Origin of the sequence: Cupriavidus gilardii (assembly GCF_008801915.1) — a bacterium.
GTDB classification, from domain to species: Bacteria; Pseudomonadota; Gammaproteobacteria; order Burkholderiales; family Burkholderiaceae; genus Cupriavidus; species Cupriavidus gilardii.
Genome location: NZ_VZOV01000003.1, coordinates 290,283 through 309,188, shown reverse-complemented (window position 1 = coordinate 309,188; position 18,906 = coordinate 290,283). Strand labels below are relative to the sequence as shown.

15 protein-coding genes are annotated in these 18,906 nt (G+C 68.7%); 10 read left to right on the top strand and 5 right to left on the bottom strand.

What is annotated here, in order from left to right; all coding sequences use genetic code 11:
* Window positions 1-131: 131 nt before the first annotated feature.
* Complete coding sequence (locus tag F7Q96_RS07000; RefSeq protein ID WP_151022294.1) at window positions 132-3,764, top strand: indolepyruvate ferredoxin oxidoreductase family protein; 3,633 nt, start codon at window positions 132-134, stop codon at window positions 3,762-3,764.
* A gap of 123 nt (window positions 3,765-3,887) precedes the next feature.
* Here the strand turns inward: F7Q96_RS07000 and F7Q96_RS06995 are convergent, their stop codons facing one another.
* The gene (locus F7Q96_RS06995) at window positions 3,888-5,900 is read right to left on the bottom strand and encodes an aconitase family protein (protein ID WP_053823173.1); all 2,013 of its coding nucleotides are present in this window, start codon (window positions 5,898-5,900) and stop codon (window positions 3,888-3,890) included.
* A 257-nt stretch (window positions 5,901-6,157) separates the two neighbouring features.
* Between F7Q96_RS06995 and F7Q96_RS06990 the strand changes: the two genes are divergently transcribed.
* A complete protein-coding gene (locus F7Q96_RS06990) occupies window positions 6,158-7,072 on the top strand; it encodes a LysR family transcriptional regulator (protein ID WP_053822313.1) in 915 nt (304 codons plus the stop codon).
* Window positions 7,073-7,260: 188 nt separating this feature from the next.
* Window positions 7,261-8,283 (top strand): tripartite tricarboxylate transporter substrate binding protein, encoded by a 1,023-nt coding sequence (locus tag F7Q96_RS06985; protein WP_053822314.1) that lies wholly within the window; start codon window positions 7,261-7,263, stop codon window positions 8,281-8,283.
* Window positions 8,284-8,449: 166 nt separating this feature from the next.
* On the opposite strand, the gene F7Q96_RS06980 is transcribed toward F7Q96_RS06985, so the two are convergent.
* Together F7Q96_RS06980 and xseA are read right to left on the bottom strand one after the other, a co-directional pair.
* Complete coding sequence (locus tag F7Q96_RS06980; RefSeq protein ID WP_053822315.1) at window positions 8,450-9,031, bottom strand: superoxide dismutase; 582 nt, start codon at window positions 9,029-9,031, stop codon at window positions 8,450-8,452.
* A 207-nt stretch (window positions 9,032-9,238) separates the two neighbouring features.
* Complete coding sequence (gene xseA / locus F7Q96_RS06975; protein ID WP_082371525.1) at window positions 9,239-10,624, bottom strand: exodeoxyribonuclease VII large subunit; 1,386 nt, start codon at window positions 10,622-10,624, stop codon at window positions 9,239-9,241.
* 963 nt (window positions 10,625-11,587) lie between these two features.
* On the opposite strand from xseA, the gene F7Q96_RS06970 reads away from it, so the two are divergent.
* The 6 genes from F7Q96_RS06970 to adk all read left to right on the top strand — a co-directional run bounded on the left by F7Q96_RS06970 (window position 11,588) and on the right by adk (window position 15,989).
* Entirely contained in the window at window positions 11,588-12,208 is a 621-nt protein-coding gene (locus F7Q96_RS06970) for a MotA/TolQ/ExbB proton channel family protein (protein ID WP_053822317.1), read from the top strand.
* Between the two features lie 15 nt (window positions 12,209-12,223).
* Complete coding sequence (locus F7Q96_RS06965; protein WP_053823174.1) at window positions 12,224-12,652, top strand: ExbD/TolR family protein; 429 nt, start codon at window positions 12,224-12,226, stop codon at window positions 12,650-12,652.
* Window positions 12,653-12,873: 221 nt separating this feature from the next.
* Window positions 12,874-13,989 (top strand): tetraacyldisaccharide 4'-kinase, encoded by a 1,116-nt coding sequence (lpxK, locus tag F7Q96_RS06960; protein ID WP_053822318.1) that lies wholly within the window; start codon window positions 12,874-12,876, stop codon window positions 13,987-13,989.
* On the top strand, window positions 13,970-14,158 hold the full coding sequence (locus tag F7Q96_RS06955; protein WP_006579104.1) for a Trm112 family protein: 189 nt from the start codon (window positions 13,970-13,972) through the stop codon (window positions 14,156-14,158). The genes lpxK and F7Q96_RS06955 overlap by 20 nt, the downstream gene beginning before the upstream one ends.
* A gap of 11 nt (window positions 14,159-14,169) precedes the next feature.
* Window positions 14,170-14,979 carry a 3-deoxy-manno-octulosonate cytidylyltransferase gene (kdsB, locus tag F7Q96_RS06950; RefSeq protein WP_053822319.1) on the top strand — a complete coding sequence of 270 codons (810 nt, stop codon included), beginning with the start codon at window positions 14,170-14,172 and terminating at the stop codon, window positions 14,977-14,979.
* A 344-nt stretch (window positions 14,980-15,323) separates the two neighbouring features.
* Window positions 15,324-15,989, top strand: a complete 666-nt coding sequence (gene adk, locus F7Q96_RS06945) for an adenylate kinase (RefSeq protein ID WP_053822320.1) — start codon at window positions 15,324-15,326, stop codon at window positions 15,987-15,989.
* Window positions 15,990-16,064: 75 nt separating this feature from the next.
* Here the strand turns inward: adk and F7Q96_RS06940 are convergent, their stop codons facing one another.
* The gene (locus F7Q96_RS06940) at window positions 16,065-17,216 is read right to left on the bottom strand and encodes a hypothetical protein (protein WP_151022292.1); all 1,152 of its coding nucleotides are present in this window, start codon (window positions 17,214-17,216) and stop codon (window positions 16,065-16,067) included.
* A 9-nt stretch (window positions 17,217-17,225) separates the two neighbouring features.
* The gene (locus F7Q96_RS06935) at window positions 17,226-17,792 is read right to left on the bottom strand and encodes a hypothetical protein (protein WP_151022290.1); all 567 of its coding nucleotides are present in this window, start codon (window positions 17,790-17,792) and stop codon (window positions 17,226-17,228) included.
* A 350-nt stretch (window positions 17,793-18,142) separates the two neighbouring features.
* Here F7Q96_RS06935 and F7Q96_RS06930 point away from each other — a divergent pair, with 350 nt between their 5' ends.
* On the top strand, window positions 18,143-18,901 hold the full coding sequence (locus F7Q96_RS06930) for a 3-hydroxyacyl-CoA dehydrogenase (RefSeq protein WP_053822322.1): 759 nt from the start codon (window positions 18,143-18,145) through the stop codon (window positions 18,899-18,901).
* Window positions 18,902-18,906 lie beyond the last annotated feature (5 nt).

Sequence of the window (18,906 nt, the reverse complement as noted above, 5' to 3'; positions counted from 1 at the left end):
TTTCCTACACTCGTTCGGCATACCAGAACGCGCAGATCCGCAGATCGAAAGCGCGCACCGACGAACCGCATACCGAACGATACCGCCCGACCTTGCCGGCGAGATATCGCCATCAGCCGGAGACACCCCCCATGAACAGCCCGCTCTCGCCCGCGCAGCAACAGGCCCTCGCCGACGCGCTGGCCAACGTCAGCCTCGACGACAAGTACACCGTGGACAAGGGCCGCGTCTATCTGAGCGGCACCCAGGCGCTGGTGCGCCTGCCCATGCTGCAGAAGGCGCGCGACCGCGCGGCCGGGCTCAATACCGCCGGCTATGTGTCCGGCTACCGCGGCTCGCCGCTGGGCGGGCTGGACCAGGCGCTGTGGCAGGCGAAGGCCCATCTGGCGGGCAGCGACGTGGTGTTCCAGCCCGGGCTGAACGAAGACCTGGCGGCCACCGCGGTCTGGGGCACGCAGCAGGTCAACCTGTTCCCGGGGGCGAAGCGCGACGGCGTGTTCTCGATGTGGTACGGCAAGGGACCGGGCGTCGACCGCTCGATCGACGTGCTCAAGCACGCCAACTCCGCCGGCTCCGCGCCCCATGGCGGCGTGCTGCTGCTGGCCGGCGACGACCATGCCGCCAAGTCCTCGTCGGTCGCGCACCAGTCTGAGCACGTGCTGATCGCCGCCGGCATTCCGGTGCTGTACCCGTCCACCGTGCAGGAATACCTGGACTATGGCCTGCATGGCTGGGCGATGAGCCGCTATTCGGGCCTGTGGGTGGCGATGAAGTGCGTCACCGACGTGGTCGAGTCGAGCGCCTCGGTCGAGATCGACCCGGACCGCGTCCAGGTGGTGTTGCCGCAGGATTTCACGATGCCCGAGGGTGGGCTCAATATCCGCTGGCCCGATCCGCCGCTGGCGCAGGAAGCGCGGCTGCTGGACCACAAGTGGTACGCGGCGCTGGCCTATGTGCGCGCCAACAGGCTGAACCGCGTGGTCGTCGATTCGCCGCGGGCGCGCTTCGGCATCATGACCGCGGGCAAGGCCTATCTCGATGTGCGTCAGGCACTGGCGGACCTGGGCCTGGACGATGAAACCTGCGCCCGCATCGGCATCCGCGTGATGAAGGTCGGCTGCGTGTGGCCGCTCGACGCGCAGGACGCGCGGGAGTTCGCCACCGGTCTCGACGAGATCCTGGTGGTCGAGGAAAAGCGCCAGATCCTCGAATACGCGTTGAAGGAAGAGCTGTACAACTGGCGCGACGACGTGCGCCCGCGCGTGTTCGGCAAGTTCGACGAGCGCGACAACGAGGGCGGCGAATGGTCGGTGCCGCGCGGCAGCTGGCTGCTGCCCGCGCACTACGAGCTGTCGCCGGCGATCATCGCCAAGGCGATCGCGCGCCGGCTCGACAAGGCCGATCTGCCGGACGACGTGCGCGCGCGCATCGCGGCGCGCGTCGCGCTGATCGAGGCCAAGGAGCGCGACGCGGCCCGTCCGCGGCTGTCGGTCGAGCGCAAGCCGTGGTTCTGCTCGGGCTGCCCGCACAACACGTCGACGCGCGTGCCCGAGGGCTCGCGAGCGCTGGCCGGCATCGGCTGCCACTACATGGCGATGTGGATGGACCGCAATACCGACACCTTCAGCCAGATGGGCGGCGAAGGCGTGGCGTGGACCGGCCAGATGCATTTCACCGACGAGAAGCACGTGTTCGTCAATCTGGGCGACGGCACCTACTTCCATTCGGGCCTGCTGGCGATCCGCGCGGCGATCGCGGCGAAGGCCAATATCACCTACAAGGTGCTGTTCAACGACGCGGTGGCGATGACCGGCGGCCAGCCGGTCGACGGCGTGCTGACCGTGCCGCGCATCGCGCATCAGGTGCTGGCCGAAGGGGCGCGCGAGATCGTCGTCGTCACCGACGAACCCGACAAGTACGCCGGCGGCGGCGGGCTGCCAGTCGGCATCGCCGTGCATCACCGCGACCAGCTCGACGACGTGCAGCGGCACCTGCGCGACACGCCAGGCGTCACCGTGCTGATCTACGACCAGACCTGCGCGACCGAGAAGCGCCGCCGGCGCAAGCGCGGCGACTATCCCGATCCGGCGCGGCGCGCCTTCATCCACGACGCGGTCTGCGAAGGCTGCGGCGACTGCTCGGTGCAGTCGAACTGCCTGTCGGTCGAACCGCTGGAAACCGAGCTCGGCACCAAGCGCAAGATCAACCAGTCGTCGTGCAACAAGGACTTCTCGTGCCTGAACGGCTTCTGTCCGAGCTTCGTGACGGCCGAGGGTGCGCAGGTGCGCAAGCCGGCGGCCGCCGGAACGCCGGGGGGAAAGTCGGACGCGATCGATCTGGACGCCCTGCCCTTGCCGACGCTGCCGGCGCTGGAACGGGCCTACGGCATCGTCGTGACCGGCGTCGGCGGCACCGGCGTGGTGACGATCGGCGGCATCCTCGGCATGGCCGCGCATCTCGAAGGCAAGGGCGTCACGGTGCTCGACATGGCGGGCCTCGCGCAGAAGGGCGGCGCGGTGCTCAGCCATGTGCAGATCGCCGCCACGCCGCAGGGGCTGCATGCCACGCGCGTCGCCACGGGCGAAGCGAGGCTGGTGATCGGCTGCGATGCGATCGTGTCGGCCTCGGCCGAGGTGCTGTCCAAGGTCCGGCGCGACGTGACCGCCGCGGCCATCAACAGCGCGCGCACGCCGACCGCCGACCTGATTGCCAACCCGAAATGGCGCTTCCCCGGCGCCTCGGCCGAGCAGGACCTGCGCGACAACGTCGGCGAGGCTTGCGCCTTCATCGACGCGAACGCATGGGCCGTCAGGCTGCTGGGCGATGCGATCTTCGCCAATCCGCTGCTGCTCGGCTTCGCGTGGCAGCGCGGCTGGGTGCCGCTGTCGCTGGCGGCGCTGACGCGCGCGATCACGCTGAACGGCGTCGCCGTGCAGAAGAACCTGCTGGCCTTCGGCTGGGGCCGCGCGCTGGCGCATCGAGGCGAGACGGCGGTAAGCGCGGCGCTCGGCGGCAGCGGCAACGTTTCGCGCCAGACCGGGGCGGCATCGACGCAGGTGCTGCCGCTTCCGCAGACGCTCGACCGCTTGATCCAGGACCGCGCCGCGCTGCTGCGCGCCTACCAGAACGACGCCTATGCCGTGCGCTATCTGGCCGCCGTCGACAAGGTACGGCAGGCGGAGCTGGCGCTCGGCGCCGACCGCAAGCTGCCGCTGACCGAGGCCGTTGCGCGCAACCTGGCCAAGCTGATGGCCTACAAGGACGAATACGAGGTCGCGCGGCTGTACGCCGATCCGGCCTTCCTCGACAAGCTGCGCGCGCAGTTCGACGGCGAGCCCGGCCGCGATTATCAGCTCAACTTCTGGCTGGCGCCGCCGCTGCTGTCCGGCGAGACGCGCAACGGCCGGCCGCTCAAGCGCCCCACCAAGCGCCGCTTCGGCCCGCGCACGATGACGCTGTTCCGGCTGCTCGCCAGGCTGAAAGGACTGCGCGGCACGCCGCTCGACCCCTTCGGGCGCACGGCCGAGCGCCGCGAGGAACGGCGGCTGGTGGACGAGTATCTGGCGATGGTCGACGAGTTCGCGCGCAGCCTGGATGCCGATCGTTTCGACACCGCCCTGGCCCTTGCCAACCTGCCCGACGATATCCGCGGCTTCGGGCCGGTCAAGGAAGCGAGCATGCGCAAGGCGGCGCAGCGGCGCGCCGAGCTGATGGCGCGTTATCGCGGCGGCGCTGTCGAGGATGGCGAACGCGCTGCAGCCTGATGCGGAGGGTCTGAAGCCTCAGATCGCCGTCCCCGCGAAAGCGGGACCCCAGCGTCTTTGAACGCTACTGGGTCCCCGCCTTCCTGGAGACGGCAGCGCTTTTCGGCAATTGAAGACGCCCTGCTACGCCGTGCGCCGCGGCTCGCCGAACTGCGCCCGCAAATCATCGAACGACAGCAGCCGCCCCGCAATCGCGCTGGCCGCCACCGTCGGCGGACTGGCCAGCCACACCTGCCCCGGCCCCGAACGGCCGGGGAAATTGCGATTGATCGAGCTGACCGTGACCTGCTCGGCCGCCGTCGACGAACCCGGCCCGCAGTTCGCGCAGGCGCCGCAGGAAGGCTGCAGGATCGTCGCGCCGACCGCGTCGAACGCCTCCAGATAGCCCTGGGCGATGCAGTAGTCGCGCACCGCCGTCGTGCCGAACTGCAGATACAGCGTGACGCCGGCCGGCACCCGCAGCCCGCGCTCGGCGGCCCAGCGCAGCACCGCATGATAGTGGTCGAAGTCCTCGCGCTTGCCGGCCGTGCACGAGCCGCCGTAGGCGATGTCGATCCGTACCGGCTCGGTCAGACCGGACAGCGCCAGGCCGTTGCCGGGATCGCCCGGCCGCGCCACCATCGGCGCCAGGCCGCTGCAATCGACGTGGATCGTCGCGGCATAGTCGGCGCCGTCGTCGCTATGCATCCACGGCTCGACCGTGAAATCGATGCCGCGCCGGTCCTTCAGGAAGCGCACCGTCTCCGCATCGGGCGCGACGATGCCGGTGAAGCCGCCGAGCTCGGCGCACATATTGGTCAGCGTCGCGCGTTCGTCGGTCGACAGCGCCGACACCACCGGACCGGTGAACTCGAATACCTTGCCAACGCCCGTGCCGCCACGGATCGCCGGCAAGGCCAGCAGATGCAGCACCACGTCCTTGGCCGTCACGCCGGCCGGCAACGCACCGTCCAGCACGATCCGCAACGACGCGGGCAACGTCATGCGCACCGCGCCGGTCACGAAGGCGTTGGCCATGTCGGTCGTGCCGACGCCGAACGCCACGCAGCCGAGCGCGCCGCTGTGCGGCGTGTGCGAGTCGGTACCGACCACCAGCTGCCCCGGCAGCGCGTAATGCTCGGCCATCATCGCGTGCGAGATGCCGGCGACATTGCTGCCGTCGTCGCGCAGCGCCTCGTCCTCGGTCAACGTCCGGTGGAACCGCAGCGCGTAGTCCGCGACGAAACGCCGCTGGGCGTCGCGCATCTGCACGACGTTCCGCACCAGGCCGCCGCGCAGATGGGCCGGGCTTTGCTCGACATACGAGGTGTGGTCCTCGAACACGACGACGCGCTCGGGCGCGTGCAATGCCAGCGGCCGGCCCAGCGCGGCATGCAGCATATGGGCCGCCATGCCGGTGTAGTACTCGTGGATGAAGCGCCAGTCGGCTCGCACGAAGATGCCGTCGCCCGGAGCGGGTTCGGCCGGCGTGACTTCGGTCGCGATCGCATGGCGGGCGACGATCTTCTCGAACAGCGTGCGCGGCCGATCCGCGGCCGGCTGCGTTGGCTGCGTGGGCCGCACCGCTGGCGCGCCGTCTCCGGCGAGGCCCCGCAGATGCCGCTGGCCGAAGCGCAGCAGGCCGCCCTCGCGCAGGATCTGCGCCGCCAGTGCATCGCGGCCGGCCAGCAGTTCCTCGAGGGGAATCGCCTCGCCAGCCTGCAGCCGGGGAATCAGGCCGAAGTCGGTCGATGTCAGCAGGCCGATATTGTCGGCGTTCTGCCGGTAGATCCGCTCGAAGCTGCGGGCAATCACCAGCCGGATGCCGGCCAGTTTCTCGGCCGCCGGGCTGTGCTCGCGCGACGAGCCCTTGCCGTAGCGGTTGCCGGCGACGGTCACGGCAAAGCCGCCCTGCCGGATCGCATCGGCGCCGATCGGCTGGGCGCCGCCCGCGCGAAAGCCGGTATAGGGATAGCGCCCGAGCTGGTCGTCGAAATGGGTCAGGATCGGTACCGGGGTGATCTCGTCGGTCGAGACATCGTCGCGCAGCCCGCCGACCTGCTCCAGCGTCAGCGCCTCGCCGCGCAACTGCCGTTCGATGGTCCGCGGGCAATCGGCAAGAAACAGAATGCGGCCATCGATCTGCAGGCGGTCCATCGGGTCTTCTCCGGTCTTGTCGGTAAGCACCAGCACAGTACGTAGTGCCGAAAATCACCGAATCTACGCGCTGCGCCGCGCGACGGCCAAGCGCCGATGCGGCATCGGGGCTATCTTCGGCAGAGATATCCGGGTAAACCTGCGGTCAGGCCCGGCAGACAATGGCATGCCGGGCCGGCCGCCTTGTCCCGCCCGACGGTTTTGCGGGACACTTGCGCCGGCCGTCCGATACGAAGCCCCGCTTCCATACACCGCTCATGCACCGCATCGACCCCGTCAGCATCCAGCTCTTTCTCGCCGCCGCGCGGGAAGGCTCCATCAAGCGCGCCGCGGAAACCGAACACATCGCGCAATCGGCGCTGAGCCGCCGGATCGCCGACCTTGAACGCAGCCTGGGCGTGACGCTGCTGGTGCGCTCGCCATCCGGCGTGGCGCTGACCGAGGCCGGCGTGCGTGCGCTCGAACTGGGCCGCAAGCTGAACGAGGACATCGCCGCGTTCGCCCGCGAGGTGCAGGACCTCGGCGATCAGGTGGCCGGCACCGTGCGTCTGTCGGCCAGCCCGTCGTCGATCGTCGGTTTCCTGCCCGAGCGGCTGCACGCCTTCCGCGCCAGCCATCCGCACGTCGATATCGCGTTGCACGAGCGCTCCACCAGCGAGACGCTGCGCGCCTGCCTCGCCGATCATGCCGACGTCGGCGTCGGCGTGGCGATCGACGGCGCGCGCGGGCTCGAATCGTGGCACTTCGCGCAGGACCCGCTGATGGTGCTGCTGCCGGCCGGCCATGCGCTGGCGGCGCGCACGGGACTGCGCTACGCCGAGGTCCTGCAGTATCCGCTGGTGATCGTGCAGCAAGGCGGGGCGCTCGATACCGAGCTGCGCGATCGCGCCGCCGAAGCGGGCCTGCCGATGCGGCAAAGCGTGGCGGTGTCGAGCTTCGAGGCCGCCTGCCGGATGGTCGAGGCGGGGCTGGGCCTGGCGGTGATTCCGCATAGCGCGACCACGGCCTATGCCGGCACACGCGGCTTCGTGCGCGTGCCGCTGGACGAGCCGTGGCGGCAGCGCGAACTGCGCGTCTACGCGCCGCGCAAGACGCCGCGGCTGCGGGCGGTGGAAGCGCTGATCGCGGCGTTGCGGGCCGAGCCGCCGGCGGGGCCGTCCGAGGGCGGCTGACTTCCGAGGGCGGCTGACGTCCGAGCGCGGCTGACTTCCGTTGCCCCCGATGGCGTTCTGTGGACCGATATCGCGGAACGCGATACCCGGTCCGTCGCAACAGCATTTCTTTCCCGCAGGCTGGCCGCTCTAGACTGGCGCGCAGAGGAACCGTCGACAGGTTCCCGCCACGCGACAACGGAGACAGCATGCCCCTCATCCTTCGCACCGTCGGCCGCCTGCGCCACGCCTTCCTTCCCCTTCGCCGCACCGCTGCGCTGACCGTGGCCCTGACGATCGCCGCCGCGTCGGTGGCCGCGCCGGCCAGCGCGCAATCGGCCGACGGCAAGCCGCTGCGGCTGATCGTGCCGACCCAGCCGGGCTCGCAGGCCGACGCGGTGGCGCGTGCGCTCAGCGAATCGATGGGCCGTCAGCTCGGCCATCCGATCGTGATCGAGAACATCGCCGGCGCCGGCGGCATCCCGGGCACGCAGCAGATCGTGCGCGCGCCCAAGGACGGGCTGACGCTGGGCCTGGTGTCGTCGAACCACGTGATCAATCCCGCGATCTACCGCGCGATGCCGTTCGACTCGCTGCGCGACATCACGCCGATCACGGTGATCGGCACGCTGCCGCTGGTGCTGGTGGTCAATCCCTCGGTGCCGGCCAACAACGTGCAGGAACTGATCGCGCTGCTCAGGAGCAAGCCCGACCAGCTGAACTACGGCTCGTCGGGCAACGGCACCGTGCTGCATCTGGCCGCGGAACTGTTCGCCAGCGAGGCCAAGGTTCAGGTCCGCCACGTGCCGTACAAGGGCGCCGGCAACTACACCACCGACCTGCTCGGCGGACAGGTGCAGATGGGTTTCCTGACGGTGCCGGCCGTGCTGCCGCAGCTGAAGGCCGGCAAGCTCAAGGCCATCGCGATATCGACGCCGAAGCGCATTCCGATGCTGCCCGACGTGCCGTCGCTGGCCGAGTCCGGCCTGCCCCGCTACAGCTTCGACGCCTGGCTGGCGATCGTCGGCCCGGCCGGCCTGGCGAAGGACAAGGCGGCCGACCTGCAGGCAAGGATCAAGGCCGCGCTCGATGAAAAGCCGGTGCAGCAGAACCTGGCCGCGCAAGGCCTGGTGATCATCGGCAGCACGCCGGAGCAGGCGGCGCCGTTCTTCCAGAGCGAGCTGGACAAGCACGCGCGCATCGTCAAGCAGTCGGGCGCGAGCCTGAACTGACCCAGGCATGTCGTCCCCCGAAGGCGGGGACCCAGTGGCTTTCGAAGACGCTGGATTCCCGCTTTCGCGGCAACCACAGCGCCGTCGTCGAATGGCGTCCAGCAAAAAACAAGGCCCTCCAGTTGGAGGGCCTTGCCACGTCGAAGGACAGTCGCGCTGTCGTCGATCAGCCAGCGAAGTTCTTGCTGACGAAGTCCCAGTTCACGACGTTCCAGAATGCCTCGACGAACTTCGGACGGGCATTGCGGTAGTCGATGTAGTAGGCGTGCTCCCACACGTCGCAGGTCAGAAGCGGCTTGGCGTCGGTGGTCAGCGGGGTGGCGGCGTTCGAGGTCGACACCAGGTCCAGCGAACCGTCGGCCTTCTTGACCAGCCAGGCCCAGCCCGAACCGAAGGTACCGACCGCGGTCTTGGTGAACTCTTCCTTGAACTTGTCGAACGAGCCCCACTTGGCGTTGATCGCGTCGGCCAGCGGGCCGGTCGGCTGACCGCCGCCTTGCGGCTTCAGGCAGTTCCAGAAGAAGGTGTGGTTCCACACCTGAGCGGCGTTGTTGAAGATGCCGCCGGAGGACTTCTTGACGATCTCTTCGAGGGTCGCGTTCTCGAATTCCGTGCCCTTGATCAGATTGTTCAGATTGGTGACGTACGTCTGATGATGCTTGTCGTGATGGAACTCCAAGGTCTCCTTGGACATATGCGGGGCCAGCGCATCATGGGGGTACGGCAGCGGGGGGAGAGTATGTTCCATTGTTCTGTCTCTGTGGGTTGTGGGACGGGAGACACCGATTGTAGGTGACTTGCCATAGTGGCGCAAACGAGCGGCAAAGCCCCTTCGGGGCGCGGCAGTATGCGGCCACGGCCCCCCGCCGGGCGGGCCCTGCGGCCCCGTTTCGCAACCGATGCCGCGACGATGCGGCGCCCGTCGAAGGGTCCACGCAGGCGCCTGCCGAAGGCCCTATAGATCGAGCAGTTTGGCCTGCACGCTGGCGATGCCGATATCGGCCACGCCCTCGGCCAGATGGACCTCGAGGCGGCCGCCGGCGCGCAACTCCGAAGGGGCCCGCAGCGCCTTGCCGCGCGGGTCCAGCAGCACTGCATAGCCGCGTTCGAGCGTGCGTTGCGGCGCCAGCAGTTCGAGCGCACCGGCGGCGCGATGCAGGCGCTGCGCGGCACGTTCGTGCTGGCGTTCGCTGGCGGCGTGCATCCGTGTCACCAGTCGGGCAAGTTCCGCTTGCCCTGCGCTTGCGTCGGGACGTTGCGCGCGCCAGCGCATCGACCACAGCTGCAGCCGATGGCGGCGCGCCACCAGGTTGTCGCGCCATGCCGCGCGCAGATGTCGCGCGAGATTGTCGAGCTGTCCGCGCCGCTCCTGCAGTTGCGCCTGCGGGCTGCGCACGCGCCGCGCCAGCCAGTCCAGATGTTGGGCGCGCCGCTCGAGCTGGCGGCGCATGCATTGGCCGAGCGCGTCGCGCGCACGCGCGGCCTGCGCCAGCAGATGCGCGCGATCCGGGCTGACCAGCTCCGCCGCGCCGGTCGGCGTCGGCGCGCGCACGTCGGCGACGAAGTCGGCAATGGTGAAGTCGGTTTCGTGGCCGACGCCGCAGACCACCGGCAGCGCGCAGCGGGCCACGGCATGGGCAACCACTTCCTCGTTGAACGACCACAGGTCCTCGATGCTGCCGCCGCCGCGGCACAGGATCACCACGTCGCACTCGGCCCGCGCGCTGACCGTGTCGAGCATCGCCGCGATCTTGTCGGCGGCGCCCGCGCCCTGCACCGGCACCGGATAGACCAGCACCTGGATATGCGGCGCGCGCCGGCGCAAGGTCGTCAGCACATCGCGCAGCGCCGCGGCCTGCAACGACGTGACGACACCGATCGTGTGCGGATGGGACGGAATCGGACGCTTGCGTGCGGGATCGAACAGACCATCGCGTGCGAGCTTGTCCTTCAGCCGCAGAAAGGCCTCGTACAGATTGCCGACGCCGGCGCGCCGCATCGCTTCGACATTGAGCTGGACCTCGCCGCGCGCCTCGTACATCGACACCAGCGCACGCACTTCGACGGCCTCGCCTTCGCGCACCGGAAAGTCGACATGCTGGTTTCGTCCGCGAAACATCACGCAGCGGATCTGCGCACGCGCATCCTTCAGCGAGAAATACCAGTGCCCGCTCGACGCGCGCGTCAGGTTGGAAATTTCTCCACGCACCCAGGCCAACGGAAAGTTGCGTTCGAGTACCGATGCGATCGCATGGTTCAGTTCGCCGACCGGGATCACTTCGCGCCCGCCGGGTGCCGTCCGGGTGACTGGCGAAGGCGGAAACGAGAATGGTTCAGACATGGCAAATCGCCTCCGAAGCGGCGTCAGATGGACATGTCCACAGCATAACCGCTCTGTCAAGCCCTTCGCTGTAGGGTGCCTGAAACGGCCCGTGTTTCGTGGGGCTTGACACAAGCCTTTGATTCTTAATGACTTTCCCGGACATCACTTTTTAAGCAATGTAAGAATTTCTCTTACGCGTCAATCACTTACCATTTGTCCACACCAGCTTGTTCACAAAGTTATCCACAGGAACTCTGGACAACTACAGCGCGGTAACACCGACCGTGCGGGCGCACACGCAGCGCGGTGGACGAAACGTCGCTCCCGCACCGAAATGCAAACGACGTGAACGGGAAAGCGACGCCTCTGGCGGCTTGCGGCATTGCCGCTTTTTTAGGCAGCCCGGGGAATTGCCTTACAGATCAAGCCCTTGTCCCGCTTCTCCCGGGCTTATCCACAGGCGCTCCACAACGCTGTCCCGCCGCGATGTGGAAAGAGGTCGACTTTTGGATTTCCGTTGCTCGATACCGACGCGGCGAGCCGTTTGGACACGGTTGCACAATTTTTAGGCAGCGCAAGATAATCGCTTGTGGATCAAGGACTTGGGGCGCTTGTCAGGCGTCTTTCCACACCTGTTCCACAATCCTGTCCCGCTGCGGTGTGGAAAGCCGCGCGACGCAATGACGGCGATGCGCCGTTACCGGCGTGTCCGACGGCCTGCCGGGCCTGCCGACCCTTCTGCCCATTTTTTAAGCAGGACGGTGTTCGCCCTTTGCAATCAAGGACTTGGCACGCCTGTCCGCCCGCTTTCCACAATCGATCCACAGCACTGTCCCTGTCCGGTGTGGACATGTCTGAAAGTGGATCGCGTCCGCCCTGTCGGCTTGCCGCGCCGGGGACCGCGCGTTAGAGTGGCGCCTGTTTTTTTACGCCGGCCTGCCACAGTCCCTTCCCTTTGCGCCGGCGACTCGGGGTGTCCTTGTGTTTTCCATCATTGAAGCGGCCGGTTGGCCAATCTGGCCGTTGCTGGTGGCCTCTGTCATTGCGCTGGCCTTGATCGTCGAACGTTCGCTGAGCCTGAAGCGCAGCAAGGTGCTGCCGGCCAGGCTGTACGACCAGGCGCTGACGGTCGCGCGGCAACGGCGCGCGACGCCGGACGTGGTCGATTCGCTCGAACGCGATTCGCCGCTGGGCCGCGTGCTGGCAGCCGGACTGCGGCACGTGATCGCCCAGCCCGACACGTCGCGCGACGCCGCCAAGGACGCGGTCGAGGAAGCCGGCCGCGCGGTCGCGCACGAGCTCGAACGCTATCTGAACGCACTGGGCACGATCGCTTCGGTCGCGCCACTGATGGGTCTGCTCGGCACCGTGATCGGCATGATCGAGATCTTCGGCAGCCAGGGCGGCACCGGCGCCAATCCCGAACAACTGGCGCACGGCATCTCGGTGGCGCTGTACAACACCGCCTTCGGCCTGATGGTCGCGATCCCGGCGCTGATCTTCTGGCGCTATTTCCGCCGGCGCGTCGACGACTACGTGGCCGAGCTGGAATCGCGCGCGGCCACGTTCCTCGACGCGATCCTGCCGCAGCGGCGCGCTTGAAGGCGGATGCAGGCCATGCGATTCCGTACCCGTGCCAGGCGCGACGAGCCCGAGATCAATCTGATCCCGCTGATCGACGTGCTGCTGGTGATCCTGATCTTCCTGATGATCACGACTACCTATTCGCGCTACACCGAGCTGCGCATCCAGCTGCCGACCGCCGAGGCGCAAAGTTCGCAGCAGCGGCCACGCGAAATCGTGGTGTCGGTGTCGGCCAGCGGCGAATACGCGATCGACAAGGAACGTGTCGGCGTGCGCGACGTCGCCGGCCTGACCGAGCGGCTGCGCGCGCTGGCCGGCACCGCGGCGGCGCAGGCGCCGGTACTGATTGTCAGCGCCGATGCGCAGGCCAGCCACCAGTCGGTGGTCAACGTGATGGAAGCCGCGCGGATTGCCGGGCTGTCGCGGCTGACGTTCGCGACGCAGAGCGGCGGGACGCGGTAGGCGCCGGCCTCCGACCAGCGCCGGTCAGGTTCGATTGCGTTCTCCCTCTCCCCTCAGGGGACAGGGTCGGGGAGAGGGGGTGGCGTCAAGCAGCGCTGACACGGCAAGTGCCGCTTGCCCCCTTCCCCAAACCTCCGTCCCGCGAGCGGGACAGGGGCGCACTACCATGCCGCCCCACCGCGACACGATAGACTCTGGCGAAAACCGCTCTCCTTCTGCCCATGCCCGCTGCCCGCCATCTGCTGTCCGACTTCGTTACCCGCCAGTGGCAACGCCGCGGCTGGTTTGCCTGGCTGATGCTGCCGTTCGCCGGCGTGTTCGCTGCGATCAGCGCCCTGCGGCGGCTGGCGTACCGGCGCGGCTGGTTCAAGTCGACGCGGCTGCCGATGCCGGTGGTCGTGGTCGGCAACGTGACGGTGGGCGGCACCGGCAAGACGCCGGCGGTGATCGCGCTGGCCGACGCGCTGTGCGAGGCCGGGCTGCGTCCCGGCGTGGTCTCGCGCGGCTATGGCGTCAAGCTGGAGCGGCCGCGCCGCGTCAAGGCGACCTCGAAGGCGGAGGACGTCGGCGACGAACCGCTGCTGATCGCGCGCTCGACCGACGTGCCGGTCTGGGTCTTTCCCGACCGCGTCGCCTGTGCACAGGCGATGCTGGTCTCGCATCCGGGCATCAATGTGCTGTTGCTCGACGATGGCCTGCAGCACTACCGGCTGCAGCGCGACTTCGAGATCGTGATGTTCGACGGCCGCATGGGCGGAAACGGCTGGCTGCTGCCGGCGGGCCCGCTGCGCGAGCCGCTGTCGCGCCGCCGCGATGCCACGCTGATCAACGATCCGTATTTCCGCGCGACGCCGGACCGGCCCGAGGTCTACGGCATGCGGCTCGAGCTCGAGCAGGCCTGGCAGCTCGCCGATCCGACCATGGTGCGGCCGCTATCGACCTTCGCGGGACGGCGCGTGCTGGCCGCGGCCGGCATCGGCAACCCCGAACGCTTCTTCGCCAGCCTGCGCGGCGCGGGCCTGCAGCCCGATACGCTGCCGCTGCCGGACCACTACGATTTCGCCGAGGACCCGTTCGTCGACCATCCGGCCGCGCAGGCCGCCGAGGCGATCCTGATCACCGAGAAGGATGCCGTAAAATGCGACCGGCTTCGCGAGCCGCTCGACCCGCGCATCTGGGTCGTCCCCACCAGGCCCGTGATCGATCCGGGTCTGATCGATCGAATTCGCCGCACCGTCATTGCGCGCTGCCAGGCAGCGCCGACCGCGGCCACTGGCGCCGCCGCCGCCGCGGCCAGCCACACCAAGGAACACCAAGATGGACAACCGGCTGCTTGAAATCCTGGTTTGCCCGCTGTGCAAGGGCAAGCTCGAATACGACCGCGCCGCGCAGGAACTGATCTGCCATGCCGACAAGCTGGCCTATCCGATCCGCGACGGCATTCCGGTGATGCTGGCCGACGAGGCCCGCCAGTCGGTACCGGGCCGCGCCATCGATCCGACCTGAGGCCTGGCTCGATGTCGCTCGCCGATTTCACCGTCGTCATTCCCGCGCGGCTCGCGTCGACGCGTCTTCCCAACAAGCCGCTGGCCGATATCGCAGGCAAGCCGATGATCGTGCGCGTCGCCGAGCGCGCCCGCACCTCGTCGGCACGGCGCACCGTGGTCGCCACCGATGCGGACAGCGTGCGTGCCGCCTGCGCCGAGCATGGCATCGAAGCGCTGCTGACGCGCACCGACCATGCCACCGGCACCGACCGGCTGGCCGAGGTCGCCACGCTGCTGTCGCTGGACGACGATGCGATCGTGGTCAACGTGCAAGGCGACGAACCGCTGATCGCGCCGGCGCTGATCGACGCAGTGGCCGGGCATCTGGCCGCGCATCCCGACTGCGCGATCGCCACGGCCGCCCATCCGCTGCACGAGATCGGCGAGGTCTTCAATCCCAATGTGGTCAAGGTCGTGTGCGACAGCGCCGGCCGCGCGCTGTATTTCTCGCGCGCGCCGATTCCCTGGGCGCGCGATGCCTGGTCCGGCGTGCCGTCGGCCCCTGCCGCCAGCGCGCAGGTGCCGCTGCCCGACATGCCGGTGCTGCGCCATATCGGCCTGTACGCCTATCGTGCCGGCTTCCTGCGCCGCTTTCCGGCGCTGGCCGCCGCGCCGGTCGAGCAGACCGAAGCGCTCGAACAGCTGCGTGCGATGTGGCATGGCGAACGCATCGCGGTGCTCGCCACCGACGCCGCGCCTGCCCCAGGCGTCGATACGCCCGCGGATCTGGAGCGCGTGCGCGCGCTGTGGTCCGAGACCTCGGCGGCCATCGGCCGCTGAGCGCAGACCGGCGCAATCCCGCACGGAGCGGGCCATTCGCCCGCTCCGGTTTACACACCGTTGACCGCCGCGGCAGGCCGATTCCCGGCTGCCTCGTGGCATAATGCTCGCCAATAAAGAGCCGCTGTCGCCGTCAATGCGGGCGACGACGCAAGCTCGGTGGGGAGATGAAGAATGAGCCGTCCGGCTTGCGCCCATGCGAACCGCATGCGGACCGCGCCGGTCACCAGCCATGGCGGCGCCTGCGTGCCTGACCATCGCGCGGTAAGCCACACGTCAAGTTTCGGCGTTACCCTCCTTCCATTCCCCCGCCATACCGGATTCAAAACTCTGAGGACCCGTAAATGCGTTTGATCCTGTTGGGCGCCCCCGGCGCCGGCAAAGGCACGCAAGCCAAGTTCATCTGCGAGAAGTTCGGCATCCCGCAGATCTCCACAGGCGACATGCTGCGCGCCGCGGTCAAGGCCGGCACTGCGCTGGGCATCGAGGCGAAGAAGGTGATGGACGCGGGCGGTCTGGTCTCCGACGACATCATCATCGGCCTGGTCAAGGACCGCCTGAAGCAGGACGATTGCCGCAACGGCTATCTGTTCGACGGCTTTCCGCGCACGATTCCGCAAGCCGAGGCGATGAAGGAAGCCGGCGTGCCGATCGACTACGTGCTGGAAATCGACGTGCCGTTCGACGCGATCATCGAACGGATGAGCGGCCGCCGTGTGCATGCCGCCTCGGGCCGTACCTATCACCTGAAGTACAACCCGCCCAAGACCCCCGGCGTCGACGACGAAACCGGCGAGCCGCTGATCCAGCGCGACGACGACAAGGAAGAGACCGTGCGCAAACGTCTCGATGTCTACGCGCAGCAAACCCGTCCGCTGGTCGACTACTACTCGGACTGGGCCGCCAAGGGCGCGCCTGGCGCGAGCGTCGCGCCGCCGCAGTATCGCAAGATCAGCGGCGTCGGTTCGGTCGACGAAATCACGGCGCGCGTGTTCGAGGCGCTGAAGTAAGTCACCGAAGCCCTGCCCGATCGGGAAAGCGCAAAGGCGGCCATTGGCCGCCTTTTTCATTGCCGTTGCACGAGGTCAGCCGCCGGGCGCGGGCACGCCCGCCACGCCGGATGCCTGCACGCGATGAAAGGTCCCGTCGTGCCAGGCCGCCTGCGCGCCATCGCCATGCAGATGATGGAAGATCGTGCGATAGGCCAGCTCGAAGCCGGCGTGTTTCAGCAGCGTGGTGGACATCCTGGACATGCCCAGTGCCTGCAGCAGGGCCGAGGCCTCGAGCCGGGCGGCCTTTCCGGCGATCTTGCCGGCGGAGTTGCCAGCGGTGTTGCCGGCTGGATCGTCGATCAGCAACCGTCGCGCCAGCACCGCGGCCTGCCAATGGCGATTGCCTGACAGCGCCTGGCTTTCGTGCCGCAAGGCCTCGAGCTGCGCCAGGCTGCACTGGGCCAGCGTGTCCGCGCACAGGCCACGCGCGGCGCCGCTTCGGATCGCGTGCGCCAACCGTTCGCGCTCCCACATATCGGCACGGCGGCGTGCGAACCGCATCGCGATGCGGATCAACGTGAACAGGAACCAGGCGCCGCCGAGCACACCGCCGAGCGCGACCAGCAGCGGCGCTGCCGGGGTCGCCAGTGCCGCCGTGCCGGCTACCACCATCGTTGCCATGCCGGCGCCCGACAGCAGCACGGTGCCGACGCCATAGGCAATGCGGACAGCGGCCCGGCGCGCCAGCCCGCGCGCACGCTCGCGCCAGCGACGTTGTCCGCGGGCGAACCAGTGCAGCGCCTCGGTCGCGGCGGGCGATTGCAGCCGCCTGCGCCGCACGGGATCGGCCGACAGTCGGCGCAGATTGTCGCGGATCGCCGCGTCCACCTTCCGCAGCGTGGCATCATGCCGCCGCGCCTCCGCCAGTTCGCCGATCCCGCAACCGACCTGGGCCAGGCCAATCGCCGCGCCGAGGCCGAGCGACAGCATGTCGCCGGGAATCAGCCCGAGATCCAAGGGCGCCTCCCACCCGGACGCCGGGATCGGACTGGTTTCGTAGCCGACGCGCAGCGCCTGCAGGCTGCTGTCGCGGAGGCAGGCAATGGCACTGCCGCGCAGTCGCCGCGTGGCGCGACGATCGTTTCGCGTGACGGCGTCGTGGCCGAGAAGATCGGCGCCATGTTGCCGCAGCATGGCGTCGCGTTGCCCGTCGATCAAGGCGAGTTCGCGGTCGATCACGTCCATGGCGGCCTGTCACAGCGCAACGGCATCGCCGTTGCCGGCGGTCAGCGCCTGGCGGAACGTGTCGGGAAGATAGGCGGCGCCGTGCCGCGGCAGCCGGTGTGCGGCAAGGGCCGGTGCCGGCGTGCCATCGTGCCGGGCCGGGGTCGACAGGCAGGCGCCGATCCAATGGCGCGCCGCCTTCAGCGCGGTCTTGCGCCGCTCGACGTGTTCCGGCAGGCGCGTTCGAGCCAGCGCGGCGACCGCGCGGCGGTAGCCCGGCTCCGAGGCGCGGAGCTGTTGCGCGGTCCGGACCTTGCCAGCCGCCGTCCTGACCAGGTCGACCACGCCAAGGACCGCGTCGCCCGCCGGCAGTACGTCGCTGGCCTGGACCAGGTCCGGAGACATCGCGTCGGCCGCCTCGAACAGCGGCTCGGCCTCCTGCACGGCGGAAGACATCAGCGAGATGCCCGTCGTATCCAGCCGCAAGGTTGGCCGGCCCACGCGCAGATCGCGGATGAACTGCCGCACGGCGCCGAATGTTCCCTGCGGCTCGGCCAGATCGAGTCGGATGGCACCGGCGCCCGGCGTCGAGTGCACCGCCTTCCGGGCGCAGTGGAGCCCGCGGTGGGGCCCGCAATGGAGCCCAGGCTCGGCCCCATCCAGCGTTGGCGTCGATGGGCGGCTGCGCATCCAGCCAGCATGGAAATCGCTCACGGCGGGACTCCCGAGGTGTGACGTGAGCGCACTCTAGCCAGATGGGGTCCTGACATCTGGCGCGAATGGTTGCGGGCTTACGATTCTCGTGAGCGCTATCGGCGCGCCGCGCGGGCCTTTACAATACGGCGCGATGCTTGACGTTTACGTAAACGTTATATTCGCCGTTCGTTCTTCATCTTCATGCGCCGGCGCGGTGTCGACCGGCGCTGCCAACCCCGAGGAGACAATCGATGCAGATCCGAGACAACGTATTCATCGTCACCGGCGGCGCTTCCGGCCTGGGCGCGGGCACGGCCCGCATGCTGGCCGAACAGGGCGGCAAGGTCGTCATCGCGGACCTGAACGAGGCCGCCGGCACCGCGCTGGCCGAAGAGCTGGGCGGCCGCTTCGTCCGCTGCGACGTGACCTCGGAAGCCGACGGCCAAGCGGTCGTCGACGCCGCGGTGGGCATGGGACGGCTGGCGGGGCTGATCAACTGTGCCGGCATCGCGACCGCCAACAAGACCGTCGGCAAGAATGGCCCGCACCCGCTGGACGCCTTCGAGAAGACCATCCGCATCAACCTGATCGGCACCTTCAACATGATCCGGCTGGCCGCCGCGGCGATGGTGCAGAACACCCCGGACGATGGCGGCGAGCGCGGCATCATCGTCAACACCGCCTCGGTGGCCGCCTTCGACGGCCAGATCGGCCAGGCCGCCTACGCCGCATCGAAAGGCGGCGTGGTCGGCATGACGCTGGCGGTGGCACGCGATCTGTCGCGCGATGGCGTGCGCTGCATGACGATCGCCCCCGGCATCTTCGAGACGCCGATGCTGCTGGGCATGCCGCAGGAGGTGCAGGACGCGCTCGGCAAGATGGTGCCGTTCCCGCCGCGGCTGGGCCGCCCGGCGGAGTACGCGCAACTGGTGCAGGCGATCATCGGCAACACCATGCTCAATGGCGAGGTGATCCGGCTCGATGGCGCGATCCGGATGCAACCGAAGTAAGCCGG

What these genes read in the sequence shown, in the direction of transcription:
- F7Q96_RS07000 (WP_151022294.1), top strand. Translation starts at nt 132, where the DNA reads ATGAACAGCCCGCTCTCGCCCGCGCAGCAACAGGCCCTCGCCGACGCG.
- F7Q96_RS06995 (WP_053823173.1), bottom strand. Translation starts at nt 5,900, where the DNA reads ATGGACCGCCTGCAGATCGATGGCCGCATTCTGTTTCTTGCCGATTGC.
- F7Q96_RS06990 (WP_053822313.1), top strand. Translation starts at nt 6,158, where the DNA reads ATGCACCGCATCGACCCCGTCAGCATCCAGCTCTTTCTCGCCGCCGCG.
- F7Q96_RS06985 (WP_053822314.1), top strand. Translation starts at nt 7,261, where the DNA reads ATGCCCCTCATCCTTCGCACCGTCGGCCGCCTGCGCCACGCCTTCCTT.
- F7Q96_RS06980 (WP_053822315.1), bottom strand. Translation starts at nt 9,031, where the DNA reads ATGGAACATACTCTCCCCCCGCTGCCGTACCCCCATGATGCGCTGGCC.
- xseA (WP_082371525.1), bottom strand. Translation starts at nt 10,624, where the DNA reads ATGTCTGAACCATTCTCGTTTCCGCCTTCGCCAGTCACCCGGACGGCA.
- F7Q96_RS06965 (WP_053823174.1), top strand. Translation starts at nt 12,224, where the DNA reads ATGCGATTCCGTACCCGTGCCAGGCGCGACGAGCCCGAGATCAATCTG.
- lpxK (WP_053822318.1), top strand. Translation starts at nt 12,874, where the DNA reads ATGCCCGCTGCCCGCCATCTGCTGTCCGACTTCGTTACCCGCCAGTGG.
- F7Q96_RS06955 (WP_006579104.1), top strand. Translation starts at nt 13,970, where the DNA reads ATGGACAACCGGCTGCTTGAAATCCTGGTTTGCCCGCTGTGCAAGGGC.
- kdsB (WP_053822319.1), top strand. Translation starts at nt 14,170, where the DNA reads ATGTCGCTCGCCGATTTCACCGTCGTCATTCCCGCGCGGCTCGCGTCG.
- adk (WP_053822320.1), top strand. Translation starts at nt 15,324, where the DNA reads ATGCGTTTGATCCTGTTGGGCGCCCCCGGCGCCGGCAAAGGCACGCAA.
- F7Q96_RS06940 (WP_151022292.1), bottom strand. Translation starts at nt 17,216, where the DNA reads ATGGACGTGATCGACCGCGAACTCGCCTTGATCGACGGGCAACGCGAC.
- F7Q96_RS06930 (WP_053822322.1), top strand. Translation starts at nt 18,143, where the DNA reads ATGCAGATCCGAGACAACGTATTCATCGTCACCGGCGGCGCTTCCGGC.